20 protein-coding genes, 1 pseudogene and 1 riboswitch are annotated in these 25,251 nt (G+C 68.7%); of the genes and pseudogenes, 13 read left to right on the top strand and 8 right to left on the bottom strand.

All coding sequences use genetic code 11. The features are described 5' to 3' along the window. The first annotated feature begins 71 nt into the window (after nucleotides 1-71). The 5 genes from ABGI63_RS14830 to ABGI63_RS14810 are packed head-to-tail and all read left to right on the top strand — an operon-like array spanning nucleotide 72 to nucleotide 6,513. Complete coding sequence (locus ABGI63_RS14830; RefSeq protein ID WP_349743158.1) at nucleotides 72-1,298, top strand: TolC family protein; 1,227 nt, start codon at nucleotides 72-74, stop codon at nucleotides 1,296-1,298. A gap of 26 nt (nucleotides 1,299-1,324) precedes the next feature. Then, nucleotides 1,325-1,864, top strand: a complete 540-nt coding sequence (locus ABGI63_RS14825) for a hypothetical protein (RefSeq protein WP_349743157.1) — start codon at nucleotides 1,325-1,327, stop codon at nucleotides 1,862-1,864. Continuing rightward, complete coding sequence (locus ABGI63_RS14820; RefSeq protein ID WP_349743156.1) at nucleotides 1,861-2,955, top strand: efflux RND transporter periplasmic adaptor subunit; 1,095 nt, start codon at nucleotides 1,861-1,863, stop codon at nucleotides 2,953-2,955. Before ABGI63_RS14825 ends, ABGI63_RS14820 begins: the two co-directional genes overlap by 4 nt. 13 nt (nucleotides 2,956-2,968) lie before the next feature. Continuing rightward, nucleotides 2,969-6,088 carry an efflux RND transporter permease subunit gene (locus ABGI63_RS14815; RefSeq protein WP_349743155.1) on the top strand — a complete coding sequence of 1,040 codons (3,120 nt, stop codon included), beginning with the start codon at nucleotides 2,969-2,971 and terminating at the stop codon, nucleotides 6,086-6,088. A gap of 32 nt (nucleotides 6,089-6,120) precedes the next feature. After that, the gene (locus ABGI63_RS14810) at nucleotides 6,121-6,513 is read left to right on the top strand and encodes a hypothetical protein (RefSeq protein ID WP_349743186.1); all 393 of its coding nucleotides are present in this window, start codon (nucleotides 6,121-6,123) and stop codon (nucleotides 6,511-6,513) included. A gap of 24 nt (nucleotides 6,514-6,537) precedes the next feature. Here the strand turns inward: ABGI63_RS14810 and ABGI63_RS14805 are convergent, their stop codons facing one another. Further along, complete coding sequence (locus tag ABGI63_RS14805) at nucleotides 6,538-8,088, bottom strand: methyl-accepting chemotaxis protein (RefSeq protein ID WP_349743154.1); 1,551 nt, start codon at nucleotides 8,086-8,088, stop codon at nucleotides 6,538-6,540. A gap of 196 nt (nucleotides 8,089-8,284) precedes the next feature. Between ABGI63_RS14805 and ABGI63_RS14800 the strand changes: the two genes are divergently transcribed. Continuing rightward, nucleotides 8,285-10,075 (top strand): ABC transporter transmembrane domain-containing protein, encoded by a 1,791-nt coding sequence (locus tag ABGI63_RS14800; RefSeq protein ID WP_349743153.1) that lies wholly within the window; start codon nucleotides 8,285-8,287, stop codon nucleotides 10,073-10,075. Here the strand turns inward: ABGI63_RS14800 and ABGI63_RS14795 are convergent, their stop codons facing one another. Then, nucleotides 10,076-10,801, bottom strand: coding sequence for a DUF599 domain-containing protein (locus ABGI63_RS14795; protein WP_349743152.1), 726 nt, complete (start codon nucleotides 10,799-10,801; stop codon nucleotides 10,076-10,078). 20 nt (nucleotides 10,802-10,821) lie between these two features. Further along, the gene (locus ABGI63_RS14790) at nucleotides 10,822-11,544 is read right to left on the bottom strand and encodes a pirin family protein (RefSeq protein ID WP_349743151.1); all 723 of its coding nucleotides are present in this window, start codon (nucleotides 11,542-11,544) and stop codon (nucleotides 10,822-10,824) included. A 134-nt stretch (nucleotides 11,545-11,678) separates the two neighbouring features. On the opposite strand from ABGI63_RS14790, the gene ABGI63_RS14785 reads away from it, so the two are divergent. The 7 genes and pseudogenes from ABGI63_RS14785 (at nucleotide 11,679) to ABGI63_RS14755 (ending at nucleotide 17,082) form a co-directional block, all read left to right on the top strand. Further along, nucleotides 11,679-12,671, top strand: a complete 993-nt coding sequence (locus tag ABGI63_RS14785; protein ID WP_349743150.1) for a LysR family transcriptional regulator — start codon at nucleotides 11,679-11,681, stop codon at nucleotides 12,669-12,671. Next, entirely contained in the window at nucleotides 12,671-13,537 is an 867-nt protein-coding gene (gene gluQRS / locus ABGI63_RS14780) for a tRNA glutamyl-Q(34) synthetase GluQRS (protein ID WP_349743149.1), read from the top strand. The genes ABGI63_RS14785 and gluQRS overlap by 1 nt, the downstream gene beginning before the upstream one ends. Before the next feature lie 29 nt (nucleotides 13,538-13,566). Then, nucleotides 13,567-13,911 (top strand): annotated as a pseudogene (locus ABGI63_RS14775) (FKBP-type peptidyl-prolyl cis-trans isomerase); the annotation flags it as partial. A 24-nt stretch (nucleotides 13,912-13,935) separates the two neighbouring features. Beyond that, nucleotides 13,936-14,289 carry an FKBP-type peptidyl-prolyl cis-trans isomerase gene (locus tag ABGI63_RS14770; protein ID WP_349743185.1) on the top strand — a complete coding sequence of 118 codons (354 nt, stop codon included), beginning with the start codon at nucleotides 13,936-13,938 and terminating at the stop codon, nucleotides 14,287-14,289. 231 nt (nucleotides 14,290-14,520) lie between these two features. After that, nucleotides 14,521-14,928 carry a hypothetical protein gene (locus ABGI63_RS14765; RefSeq protein ID WP_349743148.1) on the top strand — a complete coding sequence of 136 codons (408 nt, stop codon included), beginning with the start codon at nucleotides 14,521-14,523 and terminating at the stop codon, nucleotides 14,926-14,928. A gap of 107 nt (nucleotides 14,929-15,035) precedes the next feature. Continuing rightward, entirely contained in the window at nucleotides 15,036-16,556 is a 1,521-nt protein-coding gene (locus ABGI63_RS14760; RefSeq protein WP_349743147.1) for a hypothetical protein, read from the top strand. 76 nt (nucleotides 16,557-16,632) lie between these two features. Beyond that, nucleotides 16,633-17,082 (top strand): hypothetical protein, encoded by a 450-nt coding sequence (locus ABGI63_RS14755; RefSeq protein WP_349743146.1) that lies wholly within the window; start codon nucleotides 16,633-16,635, stop codon nucleotides 17,080-17,082. Nucleotides 17,083-17,324: 242 nt separating this feature from the next. On the opposite strand, the gene ABGI63_RS14750 is transcribed toward ABGI63_RS14755, so the two are convergent. The 5 genes from ABGI63_RS14750 to ABGI63_RS14730 form a co-directional block, all read right to left on the bottom strand. Further along, nucleotides 17,325-17,807 (bottom strand): GreA/GreB family elongation factor, encoded by a 483-nt coding sequence (locus tag ABGI63_RS14750; RefSeq protein WP_349743145.1) that lies wholly within the window; start codon nucleotides 17,805-17,807, stop codon nucleotides 17,325-17,327. A 134-nt stretch (nucleotides 17,808-17,941) separates the two neighbouring features. Further along, complete coding sequence (locus ABGI63_RS14745; RefSeq protein WP_349743144.1) at nucleotides 17,942-18,316, bottom strand: (2Fe-2S) ferredoxin domain-containing protein; 375 nt, start codon at nucleotides 18,314-18,316, stop codon at nucleotides 17,942-17,944. Next, nucleotides 18,313-19,812, bottom strand: a complete 1,500-nt coding sequence (locus ABGI63_RS14740; protein WP_349743143.1) for a PepSY domain-containing protein — start codon at nucleotides 19,810-19,812, stop codon at nucleotides 18,313-18,315. Before ABGI63_RS14740 ends, ABGI63_RS14745 begins: the two co-directional genes overlap by 4 nt. Nucleotides 19,813-19,815: 3 nt before the next feature. Beyond that, nucleotides 19,816-21,975, bottom strand: coding sequence for a TonB-dependent receptor (locus ABGI63_RS14735; RefSeq protein WP_349743142.1), 2,160 nt, complete (start codon nucleotides 21,973-21,975; stop codon nucleotides 19,816-19,818). 150 nt (nucleotides 21,976-22,125) lie between these two features. Then, a riboswitch (cobalamin riboswitch) is annotated at nucleotides 22,126-22,373 on the bottom strand. Between the two features lie 50 nt (nucleotides 22,374-22,423). Then, nucleotides 22,424-25,243: an ATP-binding protein gene (locus ABGI63_RS14730; RefSeq protein ID WP_349743141.1), complete on the bottom strand. Its 2,820-nt coding sequence runs from the start codon at nucleotides 25,241-25,243 to the stop codon at nucleotides 22,424-22,426. Between the last annotated feature and the right edge of the window lie 8 nt (nucleotides 25,244-25,251).

Genomic DNA, 25,251 nt, shown 5'->3' with positions numbered 1-25,251 from the left:
CGATACAGCCCCGCGTCGACATCTGTTGTTGACCGGGCGGGCCGCTGCGCCCGTCCCAGACGAGGGACACCATGAAGATCACAAAACCCTGGATCACCCAGGGGGCGGGCTGTTGCGTCATCGCGATGGCCCTGAGCCTGCCCGCGCAGGCACAGACCGGCCTGGCCGAGCTGTTCACGGCCGCCTGGCAGCGCCAGCCCGAGGCCCTGGCGGCTGCGGCCCATCGCGAGGCCGCCGAGGGGCGCCAGGCCAGCGCCCGCAGCTGGACGGCCGAACCCGCCAGCCTGGAAATCGCCAGCAAGACCGACCGGCTGCACCGCAACGACGGTGCGCGCGAAATCGAGCTGGGCATTGCCGCGCCGCTGTGGCGACCCGGCGAACGCGGCCGGGCGCAAGCGCTGGCCGCCGCCGAGCTCGGCGCGCTGGACAGCCGCATCGCGGCGGCCCAGTGGCGCCTGGCCGGCCTGCTGCGCGAGGCCTGGTGGGGCTGGCAGCGTGCCGCGCTGGACCTGGGGCTGGCGCAGGCCAGGGTCGAGCAGGCCGGTCAGCTCGGCCGCGATGTGGCCCGCCGCGTCGCGGCCGGCGAGCTGTCGCGCGCCGATCAGCACCAGGCCGAGGCTGCCATCGCCGCCGCCCAGGCGGAGCTGGCCGAGGCCCAGGCCGCTCTGGCCCAGTCCCGCTTCGGCTTGCAGGCCCTCAGCGGCGTCGCACCCGAGACCGCCGGCAGCGGCGAGCCCGCACCAAGCGGTGAGGACCACGGTCTCGAGGCCCATCCGGCGCTGCGCGAGCTGCAGGACCGCGCCCGCCTGGCCCGCCATGCGCGCGAACTGGCCGGCACGCAAGGCCGCGCCAGCCCCGAGCTGAGCCTGTCGACCGCGCGCGAGCGCGGCGCCCGGGGCGAGGCCTGGGGCCAGACCGTCACGCTGGGCCTGCGCATCCCCTTCGGCAGCGATGGCCAGCGCAAGACCCAGCTGGCCACGGCCGCCGCCGCCCAGATCGAGGCCGAGACCCAGCTGACGCTGGAACAGCAAAGACTGGCGGCCGAACTCGCCACCGCCCGTGCGCGGCTCGCCGCGTCCGAGGCCCAGCTCCGGTCCGCCGCACGGCGCGCCGAGCTGGCCCGCGAGACCCTGGGCTTTGTCGACAAGGCCTTCGGCCTGGGCGAGACCGATCTGCCGACCCGCTTGCGCGTGGCCCAGGAGGCTTTCGAGGCCCAGCGCCAGAGCGAACGCGCCCGGCTCGGCCAGCAGCACGCCCTGTCCACCCTGCGCCAGGCCCTGGGCCTGCTGCCGCAGTGAACGCCACAACCATTCAAGGATTACCGATGCTCTTTTTCACTTTCATCAGTCATCGCGGCCTCATCGCTGCGATGGCGCTGGCACTGACGCCAGCCCTGTGGGCCGGCGAAGGCCACAGCCATGACGCCCCGGCCGCAGCAGCCGGCCCTGCCCTGCCCCGTTTCCACGCGGTGTCCGAGGACTTCGAACTGGTCGGCGTGCTGCAGGGCAAGCAGCTGACGCTCTATCTCGATCACGCGGCCGACAACCGGCCGGTCAAGAACGCGACGCTGGAACTGGAGCTGGGGCCGCTGAAGCTGCGCCCCACGCCGCATGGCAAGGACGGCGAATTCGAGGCCACGCTGGCCGAGGAGCTCAAGCCCGGCACGATCCCGGTGACCGTCACCGTCAGCGCCGGCGCGCAGAGCGATCTGCTGGCCGGCGAACTCGATCTGCACGCGGACGGGCACGCCAATGACGCGGCGGCACTCGCCTGGAAGCCCTGGGCCGCTGGCGCACTGATCGCCGCAGCCGGGGCCGCCGTGCTGCTGAGCCTGCGCGCACGCCGCCAAGGAGTTGCGGCATGAGCAAGCAGCCTCTGATCGTTTTGACCCTGCTCGCGGCCTCGCTGCTGGCCCAGGCCGGCCCCGGCCATGACCACGGCGACGCACCGCCGGTAGCGAGCGGCAACGGCCCGCAGCGCCTGCCCGATGGCGCGGTCTTCCTGCCCAAGCCGGCGCAGCGCCAGATCGGCGTGCGTACGCAAGTCAGCAGCGTCGAGGCGCTGCCGCGCGTCAGCGCGCTGGCCGGCAGCGTCGTGATGGACCCGAACGCCGGCGGCAAGGTGCAGGCCTTGATGGCTGGCCGCCTGGAAGCCGGGCCGCGCGGCCTGCCCTCGATCGGGCAGACCGTGCGCAAGGGCGAGCTGCTGGCCTGGGTGCGCCCGGGTGGCGAGGCGCTGGAGCGCGCCGGCCAGGCAGCGCAGATCGCCGAATGGCAGGCCCAGCGCGGCCTGGCCGAGCAGCGCCTGGCGCGGCTCAAACTCTTGGCCGACAGCGTGCCGCGCAAGGAGATCGAGGCGGCCGAAAGCGAGCTGGCCAGCCTGCGCGCGCGCATCGCGGCGGTCGGTGCCGGCCTGGCCTCGCGCGAGGCGCTGCTGGCCCCGGTCAGCGGCGTGATCGCGTCGGCCGCCGCGGTGGCCGGCCAGGTGGTCGACGCGCGCGAGCTGCTGTTCGAGATCGTCGATCCGGCACGGCTGCGTGTCGAGGCCCTGGCCTACGACGGCGCCGCAGCGCAGGACATCGCCGGTGCGGCCTTGGCCGTCAGCGGGGTCAAGCTGGACTTCATCGGCGCCGCGCGTGCGTTGCGCGAGCAGGCGATTCCCTTGCTGTTCCGCGTCCAGGGCACGGGCCTGCAAGACCTGGCCCTGGGCCAGCCGGTGCAGGTGCTGGTGCACAGCCGCAGCACCGTGCAGGGCGTGCGCCTGCCGGCCGCAGCACTGGTGCGCAGCGCCTCGAACCAGACCATGGTCTGGGTCAAGGCCGCGCCGGAGCGCTTCGAGCCCAGAGTCGTGACGAGCACGCCGCTGGACGGCGCCACGGTGGCGGTCAGCGCGGGGCTCAAGCCCGGCGAGCGGGTCGTCTCCGAAGGCGCGCTGCTGATCAACCAGATCCGCTGAGGAGCCACGAACCATGTTCAAGTGGCTACTCGACTACAGCCTGGGCAACCGGCTGCTGGTCATCATCGCCGCGCTGGCGCTGATGGCCTATGGCGCATTCACCTTGTCGCGCACCCCGGTGGATGTCTTTCCCGATCTGAACAAGCCCACGGTCACGCTGATGACCGAGGCCGGTGGCATGGCCGCCGAGGAGGTGGAACAGCTGATCACCTTCCCGCTGGAAACGGCGATGAACGGCCTGCCCGGCGTCGAATCGGTGCGCTCGACCTCCAGCGCCGGCCTGTCCTTCGTCTACATCACCTTCGACTGGAGCGCCGAGATCTTCCGCGCCCGGCAGATGGTGTCGGAGCGGCTGGCGACACTGGAGCAGGGCCTGCCCGAGGGCGTGGTCGCGCATATGGGGCCGATCAGCTCCATCATGGGCGAGATCATGCAGATCGCGCTGCCGATCGAGACCGACAAGGTCTCGGCGATGGCGGTGCGCGAGTATGCGGACTGGGTGCTCAGGCCGCGCCTGATGGCCATTCCCGGCGTGGCCCAGGTGATCCCGATCGGCGGCGAGGTGCGGCAGTTCCAGGTCCAGCCGCAGACCGCGCGCATGGCCGAGCTGGGCGTCACGCAGGAGCAACTGGCGGCGGCACTGCAGCGCTATGCGGCCAACAGCTCGGGTGGTTTTCTGGAGCTCAACGGGCGCGAGTACCTGATACGGCATCTGGGCCGAGACAACAGCCTGGAGGCCTTGCGCCATCTGGCGCTGGGCGCCAGGAACGGCCAGCCGCTGCTGCTGCGCCAGGTCGCCGAGGTCAGCTTCGCGCCGGCCCTCAAGCGCGGCGATGCCGGCTTCGAAGGCAAGCCGGCGGTGATCCTGGGCATCCAGAAGCAGCCCGGCGCCGACACCGTGGCGCTGACCCAGGCCATCGAGGCCGCGCTGGGCGAGATGAAGCGCTCGCTGCCGGCCGGCATGGCCGCGCCCCAGGTCACCTTCCGCCAGGCCAGCTTCATCGAGTCCTCGATCTCGACGCTGCAGGGCAAGCTGATCGGCGCCTCGGTCTTTGTCGCGGTGATCCTGTGGTTTTTCCTCGGCAATCTGCGCAGCACGGTGATCGCGCTGCTGGCGATTCCGGTGTCCATCCTCATCACGGCCCTGGTGTTTCGCTACTTCGGCCTGTCGATCAACACGATGACCCTGGGCGGCCTGGCCATCGCGATCGGCGGCCTGGTCGACGATGCGGTGGTCGATGTCGAGAACATCATCCGCCGCCTCAAGGAGGACCGCGCGCGCCATCCGGAACACCGGCTGAACCCGCTGCAGCTGGTCGCCAAGGCCAGCATGGAGGTGCGCTCGGGCATTCTGTACGCCACCGCCATCATCGTGCTGGTCTTCCTGCCGCTGTTCGCGCTGCCGGGCATGGAGGGGCGGCTGTTCGTGCCGCTGGGCATCGCCTTCATCGTCTCGACCCTGGCCAGCCTGCTGGTCTCGGTGACGGTGACGCCGGTGCTGAGCTACTACCTGCTGCCGACGATGAAGTCGCTGGACCATGGCGACACCCGGCTGCTGGCCTGGCTGAAGGCGCGCTATGCCAGCGGGCTGCAGGCGGTGCTGGCGCATCCGAAGCGCGCGCTGGCGGCAGGCGCCTGCGCGGCGCTGGCCGCGGCGGCAGCCGTGCCCTTCTTCGCCACCACCTTCTTGCCGCCCTTCAACGAAGGCACTTTGCTGATCGGCCTGCGCCTGAACCCGGGCGTGACGCTGGCCGAGAGCTCGGCGCTGGCCCGCCAGGCCGAGCTGCTGGTGATGCAGGTGCCCGAGGTCGCCCATGTGGGCCGGCGCAGCGGCCGGGCCGAGCTGGACGAGCATGCCGAGGGCGTGCATGTCAGCGAGCTCGATGTGGGCCTGAAACCGCAGGCCGAGATCACGCGCTCCATGGACGAGATCAAGGCCGATATCCGTGCCCGCCTGGTCAATCTGCCGGCCACGGCCGCCATCGGCCAGCCGATCTCGCACCGCATCGATCACATGCTGTCCGGCGTGCGCTCGCAGATCGCGATCCGCATCTTCGGCGAGGACCTGGACACCTTGCGCGGCCAGGCCGATGCCTTGCGCGCGCGCCTGGCCAGCATCCCGGGCCTGGCCGATCTGGAGATCGAGAAGCAGGTGCTGGCGCCGCAGATCAAGGTGCGCATCGACGCGGCGGCGGCCGCCCGCTACGGCGTGCCGACGCCGCAGATCACGGCCGCCTTGCAGGCCCTGGTCGAGGGCCAGGAGCTCAGCCAGATCGTCGAGGACGGCCGGCGCTTCGCGCTGGTGCTGCGCCTGCCCGAGTCGGCGCGCTCGATGGAGGGCCTGGCGCAGATCATGATCGCCACCCCGCTGGGTCCGGTGCCGCTGTCCAGGCTGGCCAGCATCGAGGACGGCGACGGCCCGAACCAGATCAGCCGCGACGACGGCAAGCGCCGCATCGTGCTGTCGGCCAATGCGCAGGGGCGCGCGCTGTCCGACATCGTCGCCGACATCCGCAAGGTCGTCGCCGAGACGCCGCTGCCCGAGGGCTATTTCGTCACGCTGGGCGGACAGTTCCAGGCCCAGGAGCAGGCCTCGCGCCTGGTGGGCCTGCTGTCCCTGGTATCGGCGGCGCTGATGTTCGTCGTGCTGTTCAGCCGCTACCAGAGCACCCGGCTGGCGCTGATCATCATGGCCAATATCCCGCTGGCCCTGGTCGGCGCGGTGCTGGGGCTGTGGCTGTCGGGGCAGCCGCTGTCGGTCGCGGCCCTGGTCGGCTTCATCACGCTGGCCGGCATCTCGGTGCGCAACGGCATCCTGAAACTGAGCCACTACCTGAACCTGATGCGCTTCGAGGGCGAGAGCTTCGAGCCCCAGATGATTGTGCGGGGCTCGCTGGAACGGCTCAGCCCGGTGCTGATGACGGCCCTGGTGACCGCTTTCGCGCTGGCGCCGCTGCTGTTCGAGGCCGAGCGCCCCGGCACCGAGATCCTGCATCCGGTGGCCGTGGTGATCTTCTGCGGCCTGATCAGCTCGACCCTGCTCGACACCTTTCTGACCCCGGCGATGTTCTGGCTGTTCGGCCGCCGCGATGCCGAGCGGCTGCTGGACGACCGCGACGCGCAAGCTTTCTGATCAACACCACCAACGAGAGGACTTCAACAATGATGACCATCAAGACTTTGGCCGGCGCTGCGGCGCTGAGCCTGGCGAGCCTCGCCGCCCAGGCGGCCGGCGATCACGGCCACGCCCATGAGCACAAGCCGCTGCACGGCGGCGTCGTGGTCGAGGCCAGCGATATCGACTTCGAGCTGGTGGCCAGGGCCGAGCAGATCACCCTGTATGTGCGCGACCATGGCAAGCCGGCCTCCACCGCCGGCGCGCTGGCCAAGCTGACCCTGCTCAGCGGCGCCGACAAGAGCGAGCTCGCGCTGAGCCCGGCCGGCGACAACAAGCTGGAGGCCAAGGGCAGCTTCAAGACCGGCCCGGGCACCAAGGTGGTGGCCACCGTGACCTTGGCCGGCAAGAAGCCGGTCAATGTGCGCTTCAGCCTGAAGTAATCAGCAGGAAGCGCGGGGCGCTCGCTAGCGCCCCAGCTTGAACACGCTGACCACCTCGGCCAGCTGCGCAGCCTGGTGCTTCAGGCTCTCGGCGGCGGCCGCGCTCTGCTCGACCAGGGCGGCGTTCTGCTGCGTGACCTGGTCGAGCTGGGTCACCGCCTCGCCGACCTGGCTGATGCCGGTGGTCTGCTCGCCGGTGGCGTGCGAGATCTCCTCGATCAGGTCATTGACCTTGCGCACCTGGGCGACGATGCCCTCCATGCTCTGGCCGGCCTCGCCGACCAGCCGGGTGCCGGCCTGGACCTTCTCGGCGCTGTTGACGATCAGGCCCTTGATCTCCTTGGCCGCGTTGGCCGAGCGCTGCGCCAGGCTGCGCACCTCGGCGGCAACGACCGCGAAGCCCCGCCCCTGCTCGCCGGCCCGGGCAGCCTCGACCGCCGCGTTCAGCGCCAGGATATTGGTCTGGAAGGCGATGCCGTCGATCACGCCGATGATGTCGGTGATCTTGTTGGAGGCGGCGGAGATGTCCTGCATCGTCGCGACCACCTGGCCCACCACGCTGCCGCCCTGCACCGCCGCCGTCGACGCGGCATTGGCCAGCGCTGCGGCCTGGCGGGCGGTGTCGGCATTGTTCTTGACGGTGCTGGTCAGCTCCTCCATCGAGGCCGCCGTCTGCTCCAGATTGGCGGCCTGCTGTTCGGTGCGCTGGCTCAGGTCGGCATTGCCGTTGGCGATCTCGGCCGAGCCGGTGGCGATGCTGTCGCTGCTCTGGCGCACCGCGCCGACGATGCGCACCAGCGAGCTCTGCATGCGTTGCATCGAGCGCAGCATCTCGGTCACCTCGCCGCGCCCCTCGGCCCGAATCTCGCGTGAAAGATCGCCCTCGCCGATGCTGGCCACCGCCTCGCTGGCCGAGGCCAGCGAACGCCGGATGCCAGCCACCACCACCCAGGCCAGCAGGCACAGCAGGGCCAGTCCGGCCAGGCCGGCGCCCAGCACCATGAGCCGGTAGGCCTTGATCATGCCGGCCGCCTCGGCGGCCTGCTCGGCCGAGCGCCGGGCCTGGAACGCCACCATCTTGTCGGCCGTCGCGATATAGCGCTCCATCAGCGGCGCAAAGCTGCTGCGGCCCAGCGAGCGCGCCTGCGCCATATCGCCCTGCTTCTTCAGGGCCAGCGCCTTGTCACGGGCCTCCAGATAGGACTTGCGCACACCGGCCAACTCCTCCTGGATGCGCAAGCCCTCGGGGCTGGTCTCCAGTTCGGCGTAGCGCTTCTGCACGGTGCTGGTGTCGGCGGTGACCGCCGCCATGCCGTCCTTGAAATAGTCCTGCAGGCTGTCGCCGTCCGACTCGATGATGGCGAAGACCCGGGTCGCGTTGACGGCGATATTGCCGCGCCAGCGCTGCGCCAGCTGCAGCCGCTCGACCTGGTCGGTGGCCAGTTGCTCCACCGTCGCGCCCAGCGCCTGCACGCGCAGCAGGCTCAGCCCGATGATGCCCAACAGGATGGCGACGGCAACACCGACGATCAGCGAAAACTGCTGGGCAATGCTCAGCTGTGAACGCCACCCCATGCCTTGGCTTGCTTGTGTCATATCAAGAGGCCCCAACACCAGACACTGGCTCTCTTGCTATATCGTCAGCCAGCGGCGCCATCTTGAGCGCTGTTCGCACGCGCCGCCAGGAAAGGCCGGCCCGTGCCGCCCGCGTTTTTGATCGTCGTCGGCCAAAGAGGCCACAATGCCTGCGCCGCCACCCGCCTTGCCACGCATGCCTGCACTCGACGCTATAGCCGACACCGCTCCCAAAGCCTCCCCCCGCGCCCTCTCCGGCCTCTGGCCTTTTCTTGCGCCTTATCGCGGCCGCATCCTGACCGCCCTGCTCTTCCTGCTGCTGGCCGCGCTGGCCACGCTGGCCTTCCCGCTGGCGCTGCGCGGGCTGATCGACCAGGGCCTGGTGGCCAGCGATCCGGGCGAGCGGCTGATGGCGCTGCGCGGGCATTTCCTGGCACTGTTCGCCGTCGGCGCGGCCTTGGGCCTGTTCTCGGCAGCGCGCTTTTATGCCGTCACCTGGCTGGGCGAGCGGGTCAGCGCCGATCTGCGCAATGCGGTCTACAGCCATGTGCTGCGCCAAAGCCCCGAGTTCTTCGAGCACACCCAGACCGGCGAGGTGCTGAGCCGCATCACGACCGACACCACGGTGGTCCAGACCGTGGTCGGCTCCAGCCTGTCGATGGGCTTGCGCAACAGCGTGATGGGCGTCGGTGCGATGGTGATGCTGATCATCACCAACCCCTGGGTGATGACCCAGGTGCTGGGGCTGCTGATCCTGGTCGTGCTGCCGGCCATCTATTTCGGCCGGCGCGTGCGGCGCCTGTCGCGCGCCAGCCAGGACCGCGTCGCCGACACCAGCGCGATCGCGGCCGAGGTGCTGAACGCGGTGACCGTGGTGCAGAGCTATGTGCAGGAAGGTGCCGAGACGCGCCGCTTCGCCCAGGCCAGCGAGGCCGCGTTCGACACCGCGCGCAAGCGCACCCGCGTGCGGTCCATGCTGGTGGCCTTCATCATCACCGCCACCTTCGGCTCCATGCTGTGGGGCCTGTACCAGGGCACGCAGGCGGTGATCGCCGGCACTATCAGCGCCGGCCATCTGGGCCAGACCGTGGTCTACGTCATCCTGCTGGTCAGCAGCGTCGCGGTGCTGGCCGAGGTCTGGGGCGATGTCTTGCGCGCCGCCGGCGCCACCGAGCGGCTGATGGAGCTGCTGGCGACCCGCTCGACCATCGCCGAGCCCACCATGCCGCTGCCGCTGCCGGCCACCGCCGGCGGCTCCGGACTGAGCCTGCGCGGCATCCAGTTCAACTACCCCTCGCGCCCGCAGCAGCAGGCCCTGGCCGATTTCGACCTGGAGCTGCGCCCCGGCGAAACCGTGGCCCTGGTCGGCCCCAGCGGCGCCGGCAAGAGCACGGTGCTGCAGCTGCTCCTGCGCTTTTATCAGCCGCAGGCCGGCACGATCACGCTGGACGGTGTGCCCATCGATCGCGTCTCGCTGCAGGCGCTGCGCCAGCGCATCGGCCTGGTGCCGCAGGACAGCGTGATCTTCTCGGCCAATGCGCTGGAGAACATCCGCTACGGCCGCCCCGAGGCCAGCGACGAGGAGGTGTTCGCGGCGGCTCGCGCCGCCTTCGCGCACGACTTCATCAGCCAGCTGCCCGAGGGCTACAACACCTTTCTGGGCGAGCGCGGCGTGCGCCTGTCCGGCGGCCAGCGCCAGCGCATCAGCATTGCGCGAGCGATCCTGAAGAACCCGCCGCTGCTGCTGCTCGACGAGGCCACCAGCGCGCTGGACGCCGAGAGCGAGCGTGCGGTGCAGGCGGCGCTGGAGGTCGCGATGCAGGGCCGCAGCACCCTGGTGATCGCGCACCGGCTGGCCACCGTGCAACGCGCCGACCGCATCGTCGTGATGGAACACGGCCGCGTCGTCGAGACCGGCACGCATGCCGAGCTGGTGGCCGCCGGCGGGCTGTATGCAAGGCTGGCGGCGATGCAGTTCGAGGGCTGATCAGCCCTCCCCGCTGCCATCTCCCTGCAAGACCTTCAGCACCTCGGAGCGGAACTCGCGCTGGTAGAGGATGTAGATCACGCCGACCGTGCCGCCGATGAAGGCCCAGGGCGAGAAGAACCAGGCGATGGCGGCGAAGGCCAGGTAGTAGGCGCGCAGGCCGTCGTTGAAGGTCTCGGCCGCCAGCCCGACGACGCGGCCGGCGCGGTCGGCAAAGGCCTCGCGCGACAGGCCGCCGCTCTCGAACAGCTTGTGGTCCGGGGCCGAGGCCACCAGCAGCGCGCCGAAGGTGTACTGGCGCATGCTCCAGGTGAAGCGGAAGAAGGCGTAGACAAAGATGCCGGCCAGCAGCACCAGCTTCAGATCGAAGACCAGGGTCGAGGTGCGGGCCGCGAACGGGATCTCGCGCACCAGCTCGCTGGCCTGGTCGCTGGCGCCCAGCACGGCCAACAGGCCGCCGATGATCAGGATGGTGGTGGAGGCGAAGAACGACGGGCTGGTGGACAGGCTTTGCACGACCACCCCGTCGATCACCCGCACCTCGCGGTAGGTGACCTGCAGCATCCAGAGCCGGCGCTCGCGGTTGGTCGCCGCCAGCACCGAGTCCTTGGCCACCGCCTGGCGCTTGGCGAACTGGGCATAACCGACCCAGCCGCCAAAGAACAAGCCCAGCGCCAGCCAGTCGATGGCGGGCAGAAAGGTCAGCACGGTCCACAGTTTTTCCATGGCCGTGAGTCTATCCAGTCTCAGGGCGCGAGATCGAACACCAGGACCTCGGCATCCGAGCCCTGACCCAGCACCAATTTGTCGGTCCCGGCCAGCTTCAGCGCATCGCCGCCGGCCAGGGTCTGGCCGTTGACGAGCAGGCTGCCGCGCACCAGGTGCACATAGGCCAAGCGCCCCGGCGCCAACACCAGCTCGGCCGATTCATCGCCATTGAACAGGCCGGCATAAAGCCTGGCGTCGGCGTGGATGGACACCGAGCCCTCGGCACCGTCGTTCGAGGCCACCAGGCGCAGGCGGCCGCGCTTGTCCTCGGCCGGGAAATGCAGCTGCTGGTAGCTGGGCGCCACGCCGCGCTGGTCGGGCATGATCCAGATCTGCAGGAAATGGGTCTGCCTGCCCTGCGCGTTGTTGAACTCGCTGTGCATCACGCCGGTGCCGGCGCTCATGCGCTGCACATCGCCGGGCTTGATGACGCCGGCATGGGCGCCGCCCTTCTCGCCGTTGCCCATGCTGTCCTTGTGGGCCAGCTCGCCGTCCAGCACATAGCTGATGATTTCCATATCGCGATGGCCGTGGGTGCCGAAGCCGGTGCCCGGGGCGATACGGTCTTCATTGATCACGCGCAGCGCGCCGAAACCCATGCGCTGGGGGTTGTAGTAGTCGGCGAAGGAGAAGCTGTGGAAGGACTTCAGCCAGCCATGGTCGGCATAGCCGCGGTCGGAGGATTTGATCAGTTCAAGCATCGTGAGCTCCTGTTTGTTGAGCACCTCGTCGGCGCCATGGATCCAATGTAGGAGCGGGAGCCTTCAATGAAGCCCCCTCGCCGATGAAGTCAACGTTCAAATAAGATGAAGGCCCACGCCTTTGCCCTCTGCCCATGCACGCCACCCACGACAAACGCCGCGTCCTGACCCCCGAGGCCCTGACGATGATGGACACCATCGCCCGCACCGGCAGCTTTGCGGCCGCCGCGCGGGCCATGGGCAAGGTGCCCTCGGCGCTGACCTATAGCGTGCGCCAGCTGGAAGAGGCGCTGGACGTGCTGCTGTTCGATCGCCGCTCGCGCCAGGCCGAGCTGACCGCCGCCGGCCAGGAGCTGCTGGTCGAGGGCCGGCGCCTGCTGCAGGAGATGGATGCGGTGGCCAACCGGGTGCGGCGCGTCGCCACCGGTTGGGAGAGCGAGCTGACCGTCGCGATCGACGACGCGGTGGCGCGCCGGGCCCTGTTCGATCTGATGGAGGCCTTCTACCAGCTGCCGGTCGATGACACCCCAGGCGCCGACGGCGTGGTCGCCAAGGGCCCGCCGACCCGGCTGAAGCTGCGCGTCGAGGTGCTGTCCGGCACCTGGGAGGCGCTGCTGTCGGGCCAGGCCGATCTGGCCATCGGCACCTCGGCCCAGCCGCCGGGCAGCTCGGTGTTCTGCGAGCTGCTGGGCGATATGGAGATGGTGTTCTGCGTGGCCCCGCACCACCCGCTGGCCCGCCACGACGGCCCGCTGTCGGCCGCGACCATCTCGCAGCACCGCATCATCGCGGTGGCCGACAGCGCCCGCAGCCTGGCGCCGATGACGGTGGGCGTGATGCCCGGCCAGGAGGTGCTGACCGTGCCCTCGATGGCCACCAAGCTGGAGGCCTTGATGCGCGGCCTGGGCTGCGGCTCGCTGCCGGTGTCCATGGTGCGGCGCCATGTCGAGGCCGGCCGCCTGCTGCAGCTGCCGACCTTCCAGGAAAAACGCGTCTTCCCCATGCACTACGCCTGGCGCAACACCGGCCAGCCGCCCGCCAAGGCCCTGTCCTGGTGGCTGGGCCAGCTGCAGAGCGCGGCGACGCGGCGCTCGCTGCTGGAGCAGCATGAGGGGCTGCTGCTTTGATGGCTGGCCGCTACGTCGGTCGCTTTGCGCCCTCGCCCACCGGCGCGCTGCATGCTGGCTCCCTGGTCGCGGCGCTGGCCAGCTGGCTGGATGCGCGCGCCCACGGCGGGCGCTGGCTGGTACGCATCGAGGATGTCGACACGCCGCGCTGCCCGCCGGGCGCCGACCAGCTGATCCTGTCCCAGCTCGCTGCGGTGGGCCTGCTGCCCGATGCGCCGCCCGTCTGGCAGTCGCAGCGCGGCGCGCTCTATGCGGCCGCGCTGCAGCGCCTGGTCGAGGCCGGCCAGGCCTATGGCTGCGCCTGCTCGCGCCGCGATATCGCGGCCGCCGCCGGCCCGCAGCCCCGCCACGGCGAGCTGGTCTATCCCGGCACCTGCCGCCCCGCCCGGGGCGGACTGCAGGGCAGGCTGGCGCGCGCCTGGCGGGCGCTGACCGAGGGCGCGGGCCGCATCGAATGGCAGGACCGGCGCCTCGGCGCCCAGGCCCAGGCGCTGGAGACCGAGGTCGGCGACTTCGTGCTCAAGCGCGCCGACGGGCTCTGGGCCTATCAGCTGGCCGTGGTGGTGGACGATGCCGAGCAAGGCATCAGCGATGTGGTGCGCGGCGAGGATCTGGCCGACAACACGCCGCGCCAGCGCTGGCTGCAGCAGCTGCTGGGCCTGCCAACCCCGCGCTATCTGCACACCCCGCTGGTGCTGGGCGCCAATGGCGAGAAGCTGTCCAAGCAGAACGGCGCCGCCGCGCTGGACCTGAGCGATCCGCTTGCCGCGCTGCGCGCGGCGGCCGGCCATCTGGGCCTGCGTCTGCACGCCGGCACGCCGGCCGATGCCCTGGCCGAAGCCGTGACCCGCTGGCGCGATTTATGATGCCGGCCATTCCAATTCAAGGATCCAACATGATCACCACCGCCAGCGGCCTGCAGTTCGAAGACACCGTCGAAGGCAGCGGCCCCGTCGCCAAGTCCGACCAGGAAGTCACCGTGCACTACACCGGCTGGCTCTACAAGGACGGCCAGAAGGGCGCCAAGTTCGACTCCAGCAAGGACCGCAATGACCCCTTCCAGTTCGATCTGGACGCCGGCATGGTGATACGCGGCTGGGACGAGGGCGTGCAAGGCATGAAGGTCGGCGGCAGCCGCACCCTGATCATCCCGCCCGAGCTGGGCTATGGCGCCCAGGGCGCCGGCGGCGTGATTCCGCCGAACGCCACGCTGCTGTTCGAAGTGGAGCTGCTGGGCGTGGCCGGCGGCGAGGAGCCGGTCGAGCTGACGCTGCAGACCACCGCCAGCGGCCTGCAGTACGAGGATGTGGTGGTGGGCGAAGGGGCCGAGGCCAAGAGCGGTGCCAATGTCACCGTGCATTACACCGGCTGGCTCTACAAGAACGGCAACAAGGGCAAGAAGTTCGACTCCAGCAAGGACCGCCGCGACCCCTTCAAGTTCAAGCTCGACGCCGGCATGGTGATACGCGGCTGGGACGAAGGCGTGCAAGGCATGAAGATCGGCGGCACCCGCGTGCTGATCATCCCCTCGGAGCTCGGCTACGGCCCGCGCGGCGCCGGCGGCGTGATCCCGCCGAACGCGACGCTGATGTTCGAAGTCGAGCTGCTGGCGGTTTGAGCAAGCGCGCTATGGCGGCGAGGCGATGCCGCCGCAGCCAATGAATGAACAACGAAGCCGGCGGGCGATGAGCCTGGCCGGCTTTTTCAATGGCGGGAGGATGCTGTCGGCCAGAAGCAGGCGCTGGTTGGCGTCGGCTTCAGGGTAAGCATTCGCCGCCTTCCCTCATGACACATGCTCAAATCTTGGGCAGAAATCGTTAGTGATCCGCAGACAACATAGTTGGGCAGCATGAACTCACTGGCTTGGTCCGAAATCGTTTCAGCGCTGGCAAGCGGGGACGTTGATACCTGTGTGAATGCGGCATCGCGCATGCACGCGGAGTCATCAGCGGAAGACGTCCCTGCGCTCCTGGGTCTTTTGGAAACGGGCGACTTCTTCGTACGAGAGGCCGCAGCTTGGCCGCTCGCGGAACTGGCCGGGTTGGACCATTTGCCTGAGCTGCTGCGGGCATATCAACGAGGGTTCGATGAAGGCCACGACAACGACGGGTTCTCGACAGCGCTTCTGGAAATCCCAGCGCTGTTTCCGGCGGAAGCTAGGAGGGTTATTGAAGCCCTTGTTCGGTCATCGGACGAGCCATTGCGTGGTCACGCTGAGTGGCTTCTGGATTTCTGCCAGCCAGAGGCCGCCCGTTGACAATGCCGACCAACCCTTTGCTGCAGCGGACGGCTTCGCCGCCCGCTGAGCGCGAACGTTAGGCCGCTCAAACGACGGTCTCCTCTGACCATGCCCATAATCTCAGAATGAACACACTCGCAAAACTGGAACTACCAAAGCGCTGGGAACTCCTTGAACAGCGGGCCCATGCAGCGGGCTTGGATACAGGACTTTTTGTTGAGCGCGTCGATTCAGCCGCAGATCGAATCGACTACCTCCTCCAACGAGTTAAGACAGGTGGAGGCGGCCTGTTCGAGGTGTTCTATGGTCTGTCCGGGAGCGGTAAGACCACGTTCCTGAAGACTTTGCCGAAGCAGTTCCAGAACATTCGAGTGCTCTCCTTCCCGAAAGACTTGCCACTTCGTGCCCTTCCAGCTTTCATTCATGACAAGTTCGTACCTGGGGATAGCAGTGCTCGGGTAGTTTTGGTCGAACGTCGTGACAACCCATCGCAAGACGACCTGCAACAGCTAAGCGAAACATTCGCTGAACTTTTGGAGGTGTTTCGTGACCCGAAAGGCGCCGCACTTGTTCTTTGGCCGGTCACGCGCGAAGTTTCCGCCAAGCAGATTGCCGGCGAAGCCTGGATCACAGGTCGCGACTCGATGGCAGACACCCAATCCAAGGGCTTCTACCATTTTCACGGACTGCCCAAGGAACGCTTCTATTCAGTTGCAGACGCCACTACCCGCAATCTCACGGGCGACGGCCTTGAGACTTTTGGTGTAACCACCGAAGTCGCGGTTGATTTGCTCGGCGGCACCGAGACCATTGCAGACTTCTTCAACGCAGTTGATCTTTTCGCTGAATCACAACGTGAGAAAACATGGTCGGTGCTGAAGTCAAAAGTCCGTGCTCGTCTTTGGATTGTGCTTCCCGGAGACCTGCCATCTGCAATCCGATCTACGGTCCTATCTCTCACGCAGGGTTCGCGCAACAGGGTTGACATTGAACTGGTAGCCGAGTTCATTGACCAGCCTGACGACAAGGCGCCGCTGTACGTTTCGGACTGGAAAGCACGACGGTCTGCAATGGCCCACCTCTTGAGGGCAGTTGATCTTCGATTGTTTGAACTTCCGCCCAATGTTTCCCTTGCCGCAGTTCGCGCACTGGGTGAGCCGTCCGCGAAGGCCAAGCTGAAGCAGCAGGCCATGAAGCTTGAGGATGCGAAAGCAACCATGCGCAACAGCAAGCTTTATAAAGAGATTGAGTTGGAGCTTGGGATCAACACAACTCCATATGCGGGAGCAAATCGCGATGTGGAGGAAACAGCAAACGAGTATCGGAGAATCCAAGCACTGGCCGCGAAGGGCGACAAGTCTCTAAACAAAGCGCTCGGGAAATTGCTGGCCGAGTGCCTCAAAGAAGACGCACCTAAGGTTGATGTAAAGAGCGAGAAATCATCGCTCCCGAATTGCGATCTGAAGCCGGATGTCTGTCTTCATCTCGGAGATCTCGACTACGTTTGTATAGAGCCGACCTGGCGATCAACGGACAAGGGGATCCCAGGGGAATTGGAAGGTGGTCAGAACACTCTCGCTGCGTCACACATGAAAAAGTATCTGTTGGACAAGGCGATGCAATACATCAAGGCACTTGACCTTTAGCCGTTGGCGGTAGCGGCCTGACCCCTCATTGCACCGGACTGCCTTTGGCAGCCGGTGAACTCAAACGTTGAGCATCATGAAAGCAGCGGCACCACTCGCCCTCCTTCTTGGACTTGTCACGATCGGTTGCTCGGATGCTGGTAGTGTGAGTAAGTCCATTGGTCGCATTGTGCGCGATCAGAACGCGCAGGAGTTACGGTTAACTGCGGCGACGCCGTTTCAATGGGACAAGGTCTACTTCTTTCACCCGTACACGCCTCGCTCAACGATCTGCGAATCGCTGAGCGTTCAGGACAAGTATTGCGAGCGGATAGTTCCCAAGGAATCGAAAGACGACGGGGTCATGTCCCTGGCCTTTCTTTCAGGTGCGCGTGTCGTCCACTACGAGCTACACGCTCGTTGGAATGGCGACTTCACACCGGTGCCAGCGAATCAGGCGATTTCATCGGAGGCTGCGGTGTTTCAAGTGGTTCCATCAGGCAAGGCGGCTGATGGATCGGCATGGTTGAAGCTCGTGCCGAAATGACGCTCAACCCTTCACTGCAGCGGACGGGTCCGCCGCCCGCTGAGCTTTCACGTTGATATGGCTTCTTTCCATCAAGCGGCAAGACCTGACCCTCTGCGCTGCAGATGAGTGATGGGTAGAACCCCTTGCCGGACGGGGAACGCGACGGAGCCCGTTGATGCCCCCCCGATGTGGGTGCGCGACGGTTGCTCATGCTGATATGCGAGGGTTCCTGACCATCTCGGCAAGCCCTGGCTTGCCGCTCAATCAACCCGCAGCACCTCAAACTGCTGTCGATGTGGAGCGACCTGTAGCAACACCTCATCCCCCTCGCACTTGCCCAGCAGGGCCCGGCCCAGGGGGGCTTCTCTGCTGATGACCTGAACGATCTGAGCGCCGCTGTGCAACTTCATGCTGCCGCCATCCGGGCCGAGAAAGAGATGTTGCTGCTTGTCGTCGGCATCGACCAGGCAGACCAGCGCGCCGAGCTGTATGCCTTGGCTGGCGTCGTAGGGGCTGGGGCGGAACTGGCGCCAATGGGCCATCGCCTGGCGGATGACTTCGGCGCGACGAGCTTGGCCGGTGGCCAGGTAGGCGGCTTCGAGGCCCAAGGTGTCGTACTTGTTCTCGGCGATGTTTTCTTCGTGAGTCGCCACCTCATGGGCCGCCCGCGCGGCCTGTTCGGCTTGCTGCAGGTCTTCGGCGAGCCGTTCCAGTACCTGCTGCTGCAGCAAGAATTTATCCATGATGATGATGACGAAAGGCAGGCATCTCGAACCAGCGGGGGGCAGGTCTTGATTATCAAGGCACCACCCGTGGTCGACACTGCCGTCTGCTGCGGGCGAACTTCAGCTATTGGCAGCTTGCCGCCCCTCCAGGCTCAGCCCTCAGGCTCCTGCGCCCCGCCCGGCCCCTGATGAAACAGCAGATCCGCCACCGGCCGGCCGCCGACCAGGTGCTCGCTGATGATGCGGTCCAGGTTCTCGCCCTTCGCGTTGTAGTACCAGCTGCCATCGGGCTGCACGCACATCACCGGCCCGCCCTTGCAGGCCGCAAAGCAGCTGACCCGGCTGCGTTTGACGCGCAGCGCCCCCTCGTGGATGCCGGCCGCCTTGAACTTCTCGCCCAGGCTGTCGAAGATGGCCTGGGCCTCGCCGTCCTGGGTACAGCGCGCACCGGTGCAGACCAGCAGATGGCGGCGGTAAGGCAGGATGCTGGGCTTGATGATGATGGTGGTGGTGTTGTCGTCGCTCATGAGGGTTTCCGTTTGTTCCGGCGGCCGCGGCTGTTTTGCAGGCGCCGCCAGGCCAGCACACAGCCGCTCAGCGACAGCGCCGCGCCCAGCAGGCTCAGGGCCGTGACCACCAGATCGCGGCCCAGCACCGACGCGGCCAGCGGCGGGAAGTCCCAGCGATGCAGGGCATTGAAAAGCCAGCGGTTCCAGCGCCCGGCCTGGTCCACCCGCAGCGCCACGCGGGCCGTGCGCGGGTCCAGATAGTAGACGCTGCCGGCGGCATCGTCGAAAGCCACACGGTAGACCGGAAAAGCGCGGGTCTGGTGGCGCAGCGCGTAGTAGTGCAGATCGGGGCCGTGCAGCCAGCGGGCCTCGATGACACGGGCCTCCGGCTGCAGGCCGGCAGCGGCCGTGCGCAGCCGTGCCTCGTCCAGCCCCTGAGGCAAGACCTGGCCCTGCATGTCCAGCAGCCGGCTGCCGCCGGGGGCCGAAACCAGCCACAGATGCTGACCCTGGAAGCGCAGCGCGGCCAGCTCGCCGACGCCATCGGGCAGAACGGCAGGCAGAGCATCGGGAAGCGATAGCGAGTCTGGCTGCAGCGCACCTCCGCGCCAGCGCTGCTGCTCGCCGGCCGCCGCGCGCTCGCCGCCGGGCCAGCCCCAGGGCGCCATCGACAGCCAGCCGCTGAACAGCCAGGTCAGCAGCACCAGGCCAGCGCCCAGGCCCAGCAGATGGTGCCAGCGCTGCCAGCGCTCGCGGTAGGGACTGACGCTGCCGCTGGCATAGCGCCCGCGCAGGCGCAGGCGCTGCAGGCCCAGCACCAGGCCCAGCAGCACCAGGGCCAGCGCCGCCCCGCTGCTCCACAGCACCACATCGCGCCACAGGGGGCCGTTGGCGCGCAGCGGCGTGAAGTACAGCCAGTGCGTCACCGTGCCCAGCCAGTTCCAGCCGCGCTCCCAGGCTCGCGTGTCCAGCACCAGCTCGCCGCTGCGCTGGCCGATATAGAGCTCCAGCCCCTCGTCGCCGTCGGCCAGGGCCACGCGGTACAGCGGGCGCTGTGCGTTGAAGCGGCTGTAGATGCTCCACTGGTCGCGCTGCAGCAGTTCGACCTCGGCCACGGCAAGCCGGCGGCCACCGAGCCGCCCGCCCTGCTCGATGGCCAGCGCCCTGGCCTGCGCCTCATCCAGCGGCGCGCGCGGCTGGCCGGTCAGGGCGTCGACCGCGTGCCAGGTCTTGCCCGCCTCCTGCAGCAGCCAGACCGGCCGGCCCAGCTGCTGCTGCAGGCGCAGGCCCTCCGGTGCGTCCGCGATGCCCAGCGCGGCCCAGGCCTGGGCCGCCGTGATCGCGGTGGGTGGCATGGCAGCCGGCAGCGGCGCCAGCCCCTGCAGGCGTTCGCTCTCCTGCAGCGCCGGACGGGCCACGAACAGCATCACCAGGCCCGAGAGCAGCCACAGCAGGATCAGCAGGCCCAGCGCGATGCCCAGCCAGCGATGCAGCAGATGGAGCCAACGCTTCATCGCTCAGCGCAGCCGCCAGTCCAGCACCAGGGCGGCGCTGCGCGGCGCGCCCAGCATGGCGGCGCGGCCGCTGCCCATGCTGCTGGCGTAGAGCTTGTCGCCCAGATTGCGCAGCTGCAGGCGCAAGCTGGCGGCCTCGCTGAAGCGCCAGCCCAGGCTGGCATCGAGCACCGTGTAGGCGGCCAGGCTCATCGCGTTCTCGCGGTTCGTGAAACGCTGGCCGACATGGCGCAGCCCGGCGCCGATCTCGTAGGCGCCGGCGCTGTGGCTGAGCCACAGATTGGCCAGGCGCTCGGGCACATTGGGCGGGCGATGGCCGGCCAGCGAGACCGTTTCCTTGGCCGCGTTGACGACGAACAGATGCTCGTAGCGGGCCTGCACCAGGGCGGTGTTGGCATCGACACGCCAGCCCGGCGCCGGGGTCCAGACCGCGCCGAGCTCCAGGCCGCGCGAGCGCTGGCTGCCGCCCTGCACGCTGTCGTCCGGGCGGTTCGGCCGGGGCGAGGTGATGATGTGGTCCTTGACGATCTCGAACAGCGCCGCCGTCCACTCCAGACCGGCGCCGGCCCGCTTGTAGCCCAGCTCGAGCTGCCGGCCCTCGGTCAGGCGCAGGTCCTTGTTGGCGCTGGAGATCGACACCACATTGCCGACCGGATCGGTGCCGGTGCTGGCCTGGGCATAAAGGCTTTGCGTCGCATCGAGCTGGAACACCGTGCCCAGCCGCCAGGTGCTGGGGCTGAAGCGGGCCGCCCAGGGCGCCGGCAGCGCCGTGCCGGGCGCTGGATTGAAATTCTCGCGATCCACCCGGGTGCGATCACGGCGCAGCCCCAGGCTCAGCAGCCAGCGCGGCGCGGCCTGCCAGCTGGCCTCGGCGAACAAGGCCTGCTGATCGACCTCCGAGCGGCTGCGCGGCAGCAGCGCATCCCTGGCCTTGTAGAGGCCGGGATCGAAACCCTGCAAAGGCACGCGGCTGACGCTGCTGTACTCGTAGCGGTCGTTGGCATGCACGAAGTCCAGCGCCATATGCTCGACCCCCACCAGGGCCTGCACAGCGCCCAGGCGGGCCAGCAGGTCGGCCCGCAGCCCCGATTGGCGCAGCCGGTGCTGGATGCCCAGATAGCCCATGCGCTCGATCTGCTGGCCGTCCTGGGCCAGGCTGTATTCCTCCAGATTGCGCCACTGGCGATCGGCCTGGAAGCGGTAGGCCACGGCGCGGGCGCTCAGGCTGTCGCTGATGCGCCAGTCCAGGCGCGCGCGGGCACGGTCCTGATCGACCTGCCAGAGCGCATCGCTGACGTTGTAGTTCTCCCGCCGCAGCTCGGCCCACAGGCTGCCGTCGGCCTTGAGCGGCGTGCCGAAATGATTGGTGGGCCGCTCGCGATGCGCATCCAGACTCAGGTCCAGGCGCAGATCGGGCGTGGCCTGCCAGCGCAGCGTGCTCATCAGCTTGTGATGGCGGTGATCGCCGCGCTGCACATGGCCGTCGCCGCCAGTGGCCAGCGCGTCCACGCGCAGCGCGGTGCCGGCGCTCAGGGGCTGGTTCAGGCCCAGGCCCAGGCGGTAGTCGCCGGCCGTGCCCAGGCCTGCCGTCAGCTCCGCGCCCGCCTCGCGGCCCGGGGCCTTGCGTACCAGGTTGACCAGGCCGCCGATGCTGCCGTCGCCATACAGCACCGAGGCCGGGCCGCGCAGGATCTCGATGCGCTCGTAGCCCCAGCTGTCGGTCGGCGTGGACTGGGTGCCCGAGGCCGTGGCCATGCGCAGGCCGTCCTCGGCGCTGGCCACCGACTCGTTGCCGGTGAAGCCGCGGCTGGAATACGTGCTGCCCGAGGTGGCCGAGGCCTGCACCGCGATGCCGGTGGCGCGGCCCACCGTGTCGGCCACGCGGGTGTCGCCGCGGGCCTGCTGCAGGGACACATCGATGCTCTCGATGCTGGCCGGCGTATCCAGCGCGCTCAGCGCCAGGCGCGAGGCCGTCAGCTGCGGGGCCTTCAAGCCGCCGGCCTTGTGCGAGACCCCCTGCACCAGCACCGGCCTGAGCTCGGTGGTCGGCGCAGTGCTGGGCGGGTCGACTTCGGCGGCGGCCGCCAGCGTGCCCAGCAGGGTCAGGACGGCGCCCGCGCAGGGGGCCAGGACGGCGCAGGGCCGCACAGGGGACTTCTTCATCGTGATCAGCAGCCAAGCAAGGGGACGGCCACGCCAGCCGGCCGCGACAGGACGCGGACGGAGCCAGGCAGAACGGATGGACCATCCCTCGTGCGCACCACCTCCCCGTGGCCGCGCACCTCATGACGCTGCCGCCGGCCCGAGGGCTGACGGCGCATCGCCTTGTTGGCCGGTATCCGGGCTGACGGCGCGGCTCATATGCCCTTCCCAGACGCCGGGGCATCCAGTGGGCTGCGGATATGAGCTGCAGGTTTCTTCTGTCGAAACCTGGGTCCGTTTGACCGTTGCGGGGGCAGCTCAGGCAAGGATGGGGCCGCGTGGCCCTGCTCCCTCCTGATTCCCGTTTAACTGCGGCATCAATGACTGACCCCGCGAGCACCAACGGCGCGCATTCTATGCGAGGCCGGTGTCCCCCGATGTTGATCGGGCAAGACCTGGCCCCGGCCCTTCAGTCGTAGATTGACTTCTCGGGCCGCCGCGTGATCACCGCGATCGGCGGGGCCCAGCGTTCGCCGCGCGGCTTCTTGCTGGTCACCAGGGTGATCTCGCTGGGCTCGAAGACCTCGACGTTGTGCGTGATCGGCGTGGTCAGCAGGTACTGCGCGCGCGTGCTGCGCAGGAAATGGCCGACCAGCTGGATATTGCGCACGTCCAGATGGGCGAAGGGCTCGTCGATGAAGACAAAGCCGCCGGGGGTCTCGTCGTCCTTCATCAGGCCCACCAGCAGGATCAGGCTCTTCAGCACCTGCTGGCCGCCCGAGGCCTCGCCGTCGTTCAGGCCCACCTCGCCCTTGCCGTCGAAGTTGAAGCGCACATGCAGGCCGGCCTGGGCCAGCACCATATCGTCGTTGTCCAGATGCGGCAGCTCGGCCTGGGCCATCACGCCGGCTAGCTCGCCGAGCTCCTGCACATTCTTCTTGTAGCGCCGCACGGTCGCGCGCAGCACGTCGATATAGCGCTCGCGGGCATTGAAGGCGGCGATGCGCGCCATCTCGTTGCTGGCGCGCCGGTCCTCCAGCTGGCTGCTCTGCTCCAGCACCGAGACATTCATGCGGGCATGGCGCTCCTGCACGGCCGGATCGGTCTCCCACACCCCCGTGTCCAGCTCCTGCTGCACATGGCGGGCCGCGATCTCGGCCTGCTTGGCGTTCTCGAACTCGTCGCGCAGCGCCTGCACCTTGGCCGGCTGCGTCCAGCTGGCCGGGAAGGCCTCGCGCGCCTCGCGCGAGGCCTTGGCCGCCAGGGCCAGGTCTTGCCGGCGCGACTCATGCTCGCGCAGCACGCGCAGCACGTTCTCCTCGCTGGCCTTCAGTCCGCCCTGGGCGGCCTCGTAGTCACGCTCGCTGCGGGTCGCCGCGGTCAGCGCGCGGTCATGCTCGGCGTCGAGCGCGGCCATGCGGGTGGCGGCCTCGATGCGGGCCTGGCGCAGGCCGGCCAGGCGGGCCCGGCCTTCGGCAAACTCGGCCGCCCGCTCGGCCAGCTCGCGCGCGGCCTTGTGGCCTTGCGCGGCACGCTGCACGTCCTTGAGCTGGCGCTCGACCTCGGCCTGCTCCTTGGCGATGCGGCTCAGCTCGCTGTCGTAGCGGCTCAGCTCGCGCTCCAGCGAGGCGCGGCGCGAATCCAGCGCCGAGGTGCCGAACTGGTAGTCGCGCGCCTCCACCCAGAGGCTGCGGCCGCCGCGGCCGTCGCGGTAATAGGCCTCGGGCGTGATCCACTCGCCGCCGGCCTTGCTGCCGGTCTCGGTGTCCTTGACGCAGCGTATCGTCGCCAGCTGTCTCGCAAGCCAGCCGGGCAGCTTGGCATTGATCTTCAGCGCCGCCAGCAGCGAGTCCTTGGGCGCCTGGGCCGGCGCGTTCTCGCCGTCGGCGACGACGTAGTGGCGGTAGCGCTCCTTGGCCGCCAGGCCGAAGGCGCGGCCCTCGTCGCCGCTGTGGGCCAGCACCACCACCCAGCGCGAGGGCCGCAGCAGGCCCTCGGCGGCCGCGCGCCAGGCTTCGTCGGCGATGTCGATGCAGTCGGCCAGCACATGGTGGGCGATGCCGGCCTCGTCGAGCGCGCGCCGGAAGCGCGTCACCTCGGGCGGCGGCGGCGGCAGGCGCTGGCCGCTCAAGGCCTCCATCGCCGCCTGGGCCTTGCGGCTCTGGTCGTTCTGGCGCGTGAAGCTCTCGCGCAGCGTGTGCTGGCGGCTGCTCAGTTCCTCCAGGCGCTGGGTCAGCTCCTGGCCGTCGGACTCCACCGCGGCCAGCGCCTTCAGCTCCTCCTCGCGCTTGGCCAGCAGCTCGACCGGGCGCTCGGCCTCGCGGGCCGCATCGAAGGCGCTGCGCGCGAGCTTGCGCTCGGCCTCCAGGTCCACCAGCTTCTGCTTGGCGGCCTCATGGCCCAGGTGCAGCGCATGCAGCTCGGCGCGCTTGGCCGACATCTGGCGCTTGTCGCTGGCGGCGAACAGGCGCTGGCGGTGCAGCTCGCGCAGATTCTGCGCAGTTCGGGCGCGCGACTCGGCCCATTGCAGCACCGGCACCACCTCGGTGGCCAGGCGCTCGCGCTCCTTGAGCCGCAGCTGGTACTGCTGGTAGCTGTTGACGCGGTTGGCCAGGTCCGAGAGCTGGGCCTGGGTGTGCGAGAGCTCGTGCGCGGCCTGCTCGACTTCCTTGAGCAGGCTTTGCTGGTGGCTGCGCGCCTGGTCATAGCGGTCCAGCACCTCCTGGTCGCCGAAGACCTCGAACACCAGGCGCAGCAGCTCCTTGGGCGAGAGCTCGCACAGCCGGTCGGTCTGGCCCTGCTCCAGCGCCAGCACGCGGCCGATCGCTCGGGTCAGGCCGGCGGCCTCCAGGCGGCGCTTCCAGGCCTCGATGCCCAGCCAGTCCTTCTCGGCCTTCTCGGCCAGCGCCTCGATCTCGTGCACGCCGTCCAGCATCACATAGCGGCGCTGCCAGTCGCCGCCGTGACGCTCGATGCGGCAGGCCAGCGTCACCTGGTCGGAGTACAGCAGCGAGCTGGCGAAGGGGCGCGAGCTGTTCTGGCGGCCGCGCGCGCGGTTGTCCACCAGCGCGCGCAGCCAGGCCGTCTCGGCATTGGCGTGGCGCGCATAGGTCTTATAGGTGCGGCCGCCGGAGCACTCCAGGCCCAGCAGGGTGCGCATCGCGTCGAGCAGCGTGGTCTTGCCCGAGCCGTTGGGGCCGGCGATCGTGATGATGGCGCCGTCCAGCGGCATCGAGACGCGCTGGCAGTAGTCCCAGTGCAGCAGTTCCAGAGATTGCAGATGAAACATAGATAGGG

The sequence above is a fragment of the Roseateles cavernae genome (assembly GCF_040187885.1).
In the GTDB taxonomy this organism is placed as follows: Bacteria; Pseudomonadota; Gammaproteobacteria; order Burkholderiales; family Burkholderiaceae_C; genus Roseateles_E; species Roseateles_E cavernae.
The sequence above is the reverse complement of the archived record's forward strand: the minus strand, read 5'-3'. Positions and strand labels throughout refer to the sequence as shown.

Coding starts and splice junctions, on each gene's coding strand:
- ABGI63_RS14830 (WP_349743158.1), top strand. CDS start 72: ATGAAGATCACAAAACCCTGGATCACCCAGGGGGCGGGCTGTTGCGTC.
- ABGI63_RS14825 (WP_349743157.1), top strand. CDS start 1,325: ATGCTCTTTTTCACTTTCATCAGTCATCGCGGCCTCATCGCTGCGATG.
- ABGI63_RS14820 (WP_349743156.1), top strand. CDS start 1,861: ATGAGCAAGCAGCCTCTGATCGTTTTGACCCTGCTCGCGGCCTCGCTG.
- ABGI63_RS14815 (WP_349743155.1), top strand. CDS start 2,969: ATGTTCAAGTGGCTACTCGACTACAGCCTGGGCAACCGGCTGCTGGTC.
- ABGI63_RS14810 (WP_349743186.1), top strand. CDS start 6,121: ATGACCATCAAGACTTTGGCCGGCGCTGCGGCGCTGAGCCTGGCGAGC.
- ABGI63_RS14805 (WP_349743154.1), bottom strand. CDS start 8,088: ATGGGGTGGCGTTCACAGCTGAGCATTGCCCAGCAGTTTTCGCTGATC.
- ABGI63_RS14800 (WP_349743153.1), top strand. CDS start 8,285: ATGCCTGCACTCGACGCTATAGCCGACACCGCTCCCAAAGCCTCCCCC.
- ABGI63_RS14795 (WP_349743152.1), bottom strand. CDS start 10,801: ATGGAAAAACTGTGGACCGTGCTGACCTTTCTGCCCGCCATCGACTGG.
- ABGI63_RS14790 (WP_349743151.1), bottom strand. CDS start 11,544: ATGCTTGAACTGATCAAATCCTCCGACCGCGGCTATGCCGACCATGGC.
- ABGI63_RS14785 (WP_349743150.1), top strand. CDS start 11,679: ATGCACGCCACCCACGACAAACGCCGCGTCCTGACCCCCGAGGCCCTG.
- gluQRS (WP_349743149.1), top strand. CDS start 12,671: ATGGCTGGCCGCTACGTCGGTCGCTTTGCGCCCTCGCCCACCGGCGCG.
- ABGI63_RS14765 (WP_349743148.1), top strand. CDS start 14,521: ATGAACTCACTGGCTTGGTCCGAAATCGTTTCAGCGCTGGCAAGCGGG.
- ABGI63_RS14760 (WP_349743147.1), top strand. CDS start 15,036: ATGAACACACTCGCAAAACTGGAACTACCAAAGCGCTGGGAACTCCTT.
- ABGI63_RS14755 (WP_349743146.1), top strand. CDS start 16,633: ATGAAAGCAGCGGCACCACTCGCCCTCCTTCTTGGACTTGTCACGATC.
- ABGI63_RS14750 (WP_349743145.1), bottom strand. CDS start 17,807: ATGGATAAATTCTTGCTGCAGCAGCAGGTACTGGAACGGCTCGCCGAA.
- ABGI63_RS14745 (WP_349743144.1), bottom strand. CDS start 18,316: ATGAGCGACGACAACACCACCACCATCATCATCAAGCCCAGCATCCTG.
- ABGI63_RS14740 (WP_349743143.1), bottom strand. CDS start 19,812: ATGAAGCGTTGGCTCCATCTGCTGCATCGCTGGCTGGGCATCGCGCTG.
- ABGI63_RS14735 (WP_349743142.1), bottom strand. CDS start 21,975: ATGAAGAAGTCCCCTGTGCGGCCCTGCGCCGTCCTGGCCCCCTGCGCG.
- ABGI63_RS14730 (WP_349743141.1), bottom strand. CDS start 25,243: ATGTTTCATCTGCAATCTCTGGAACTGCTGCACTGGGACTACTGCCAG.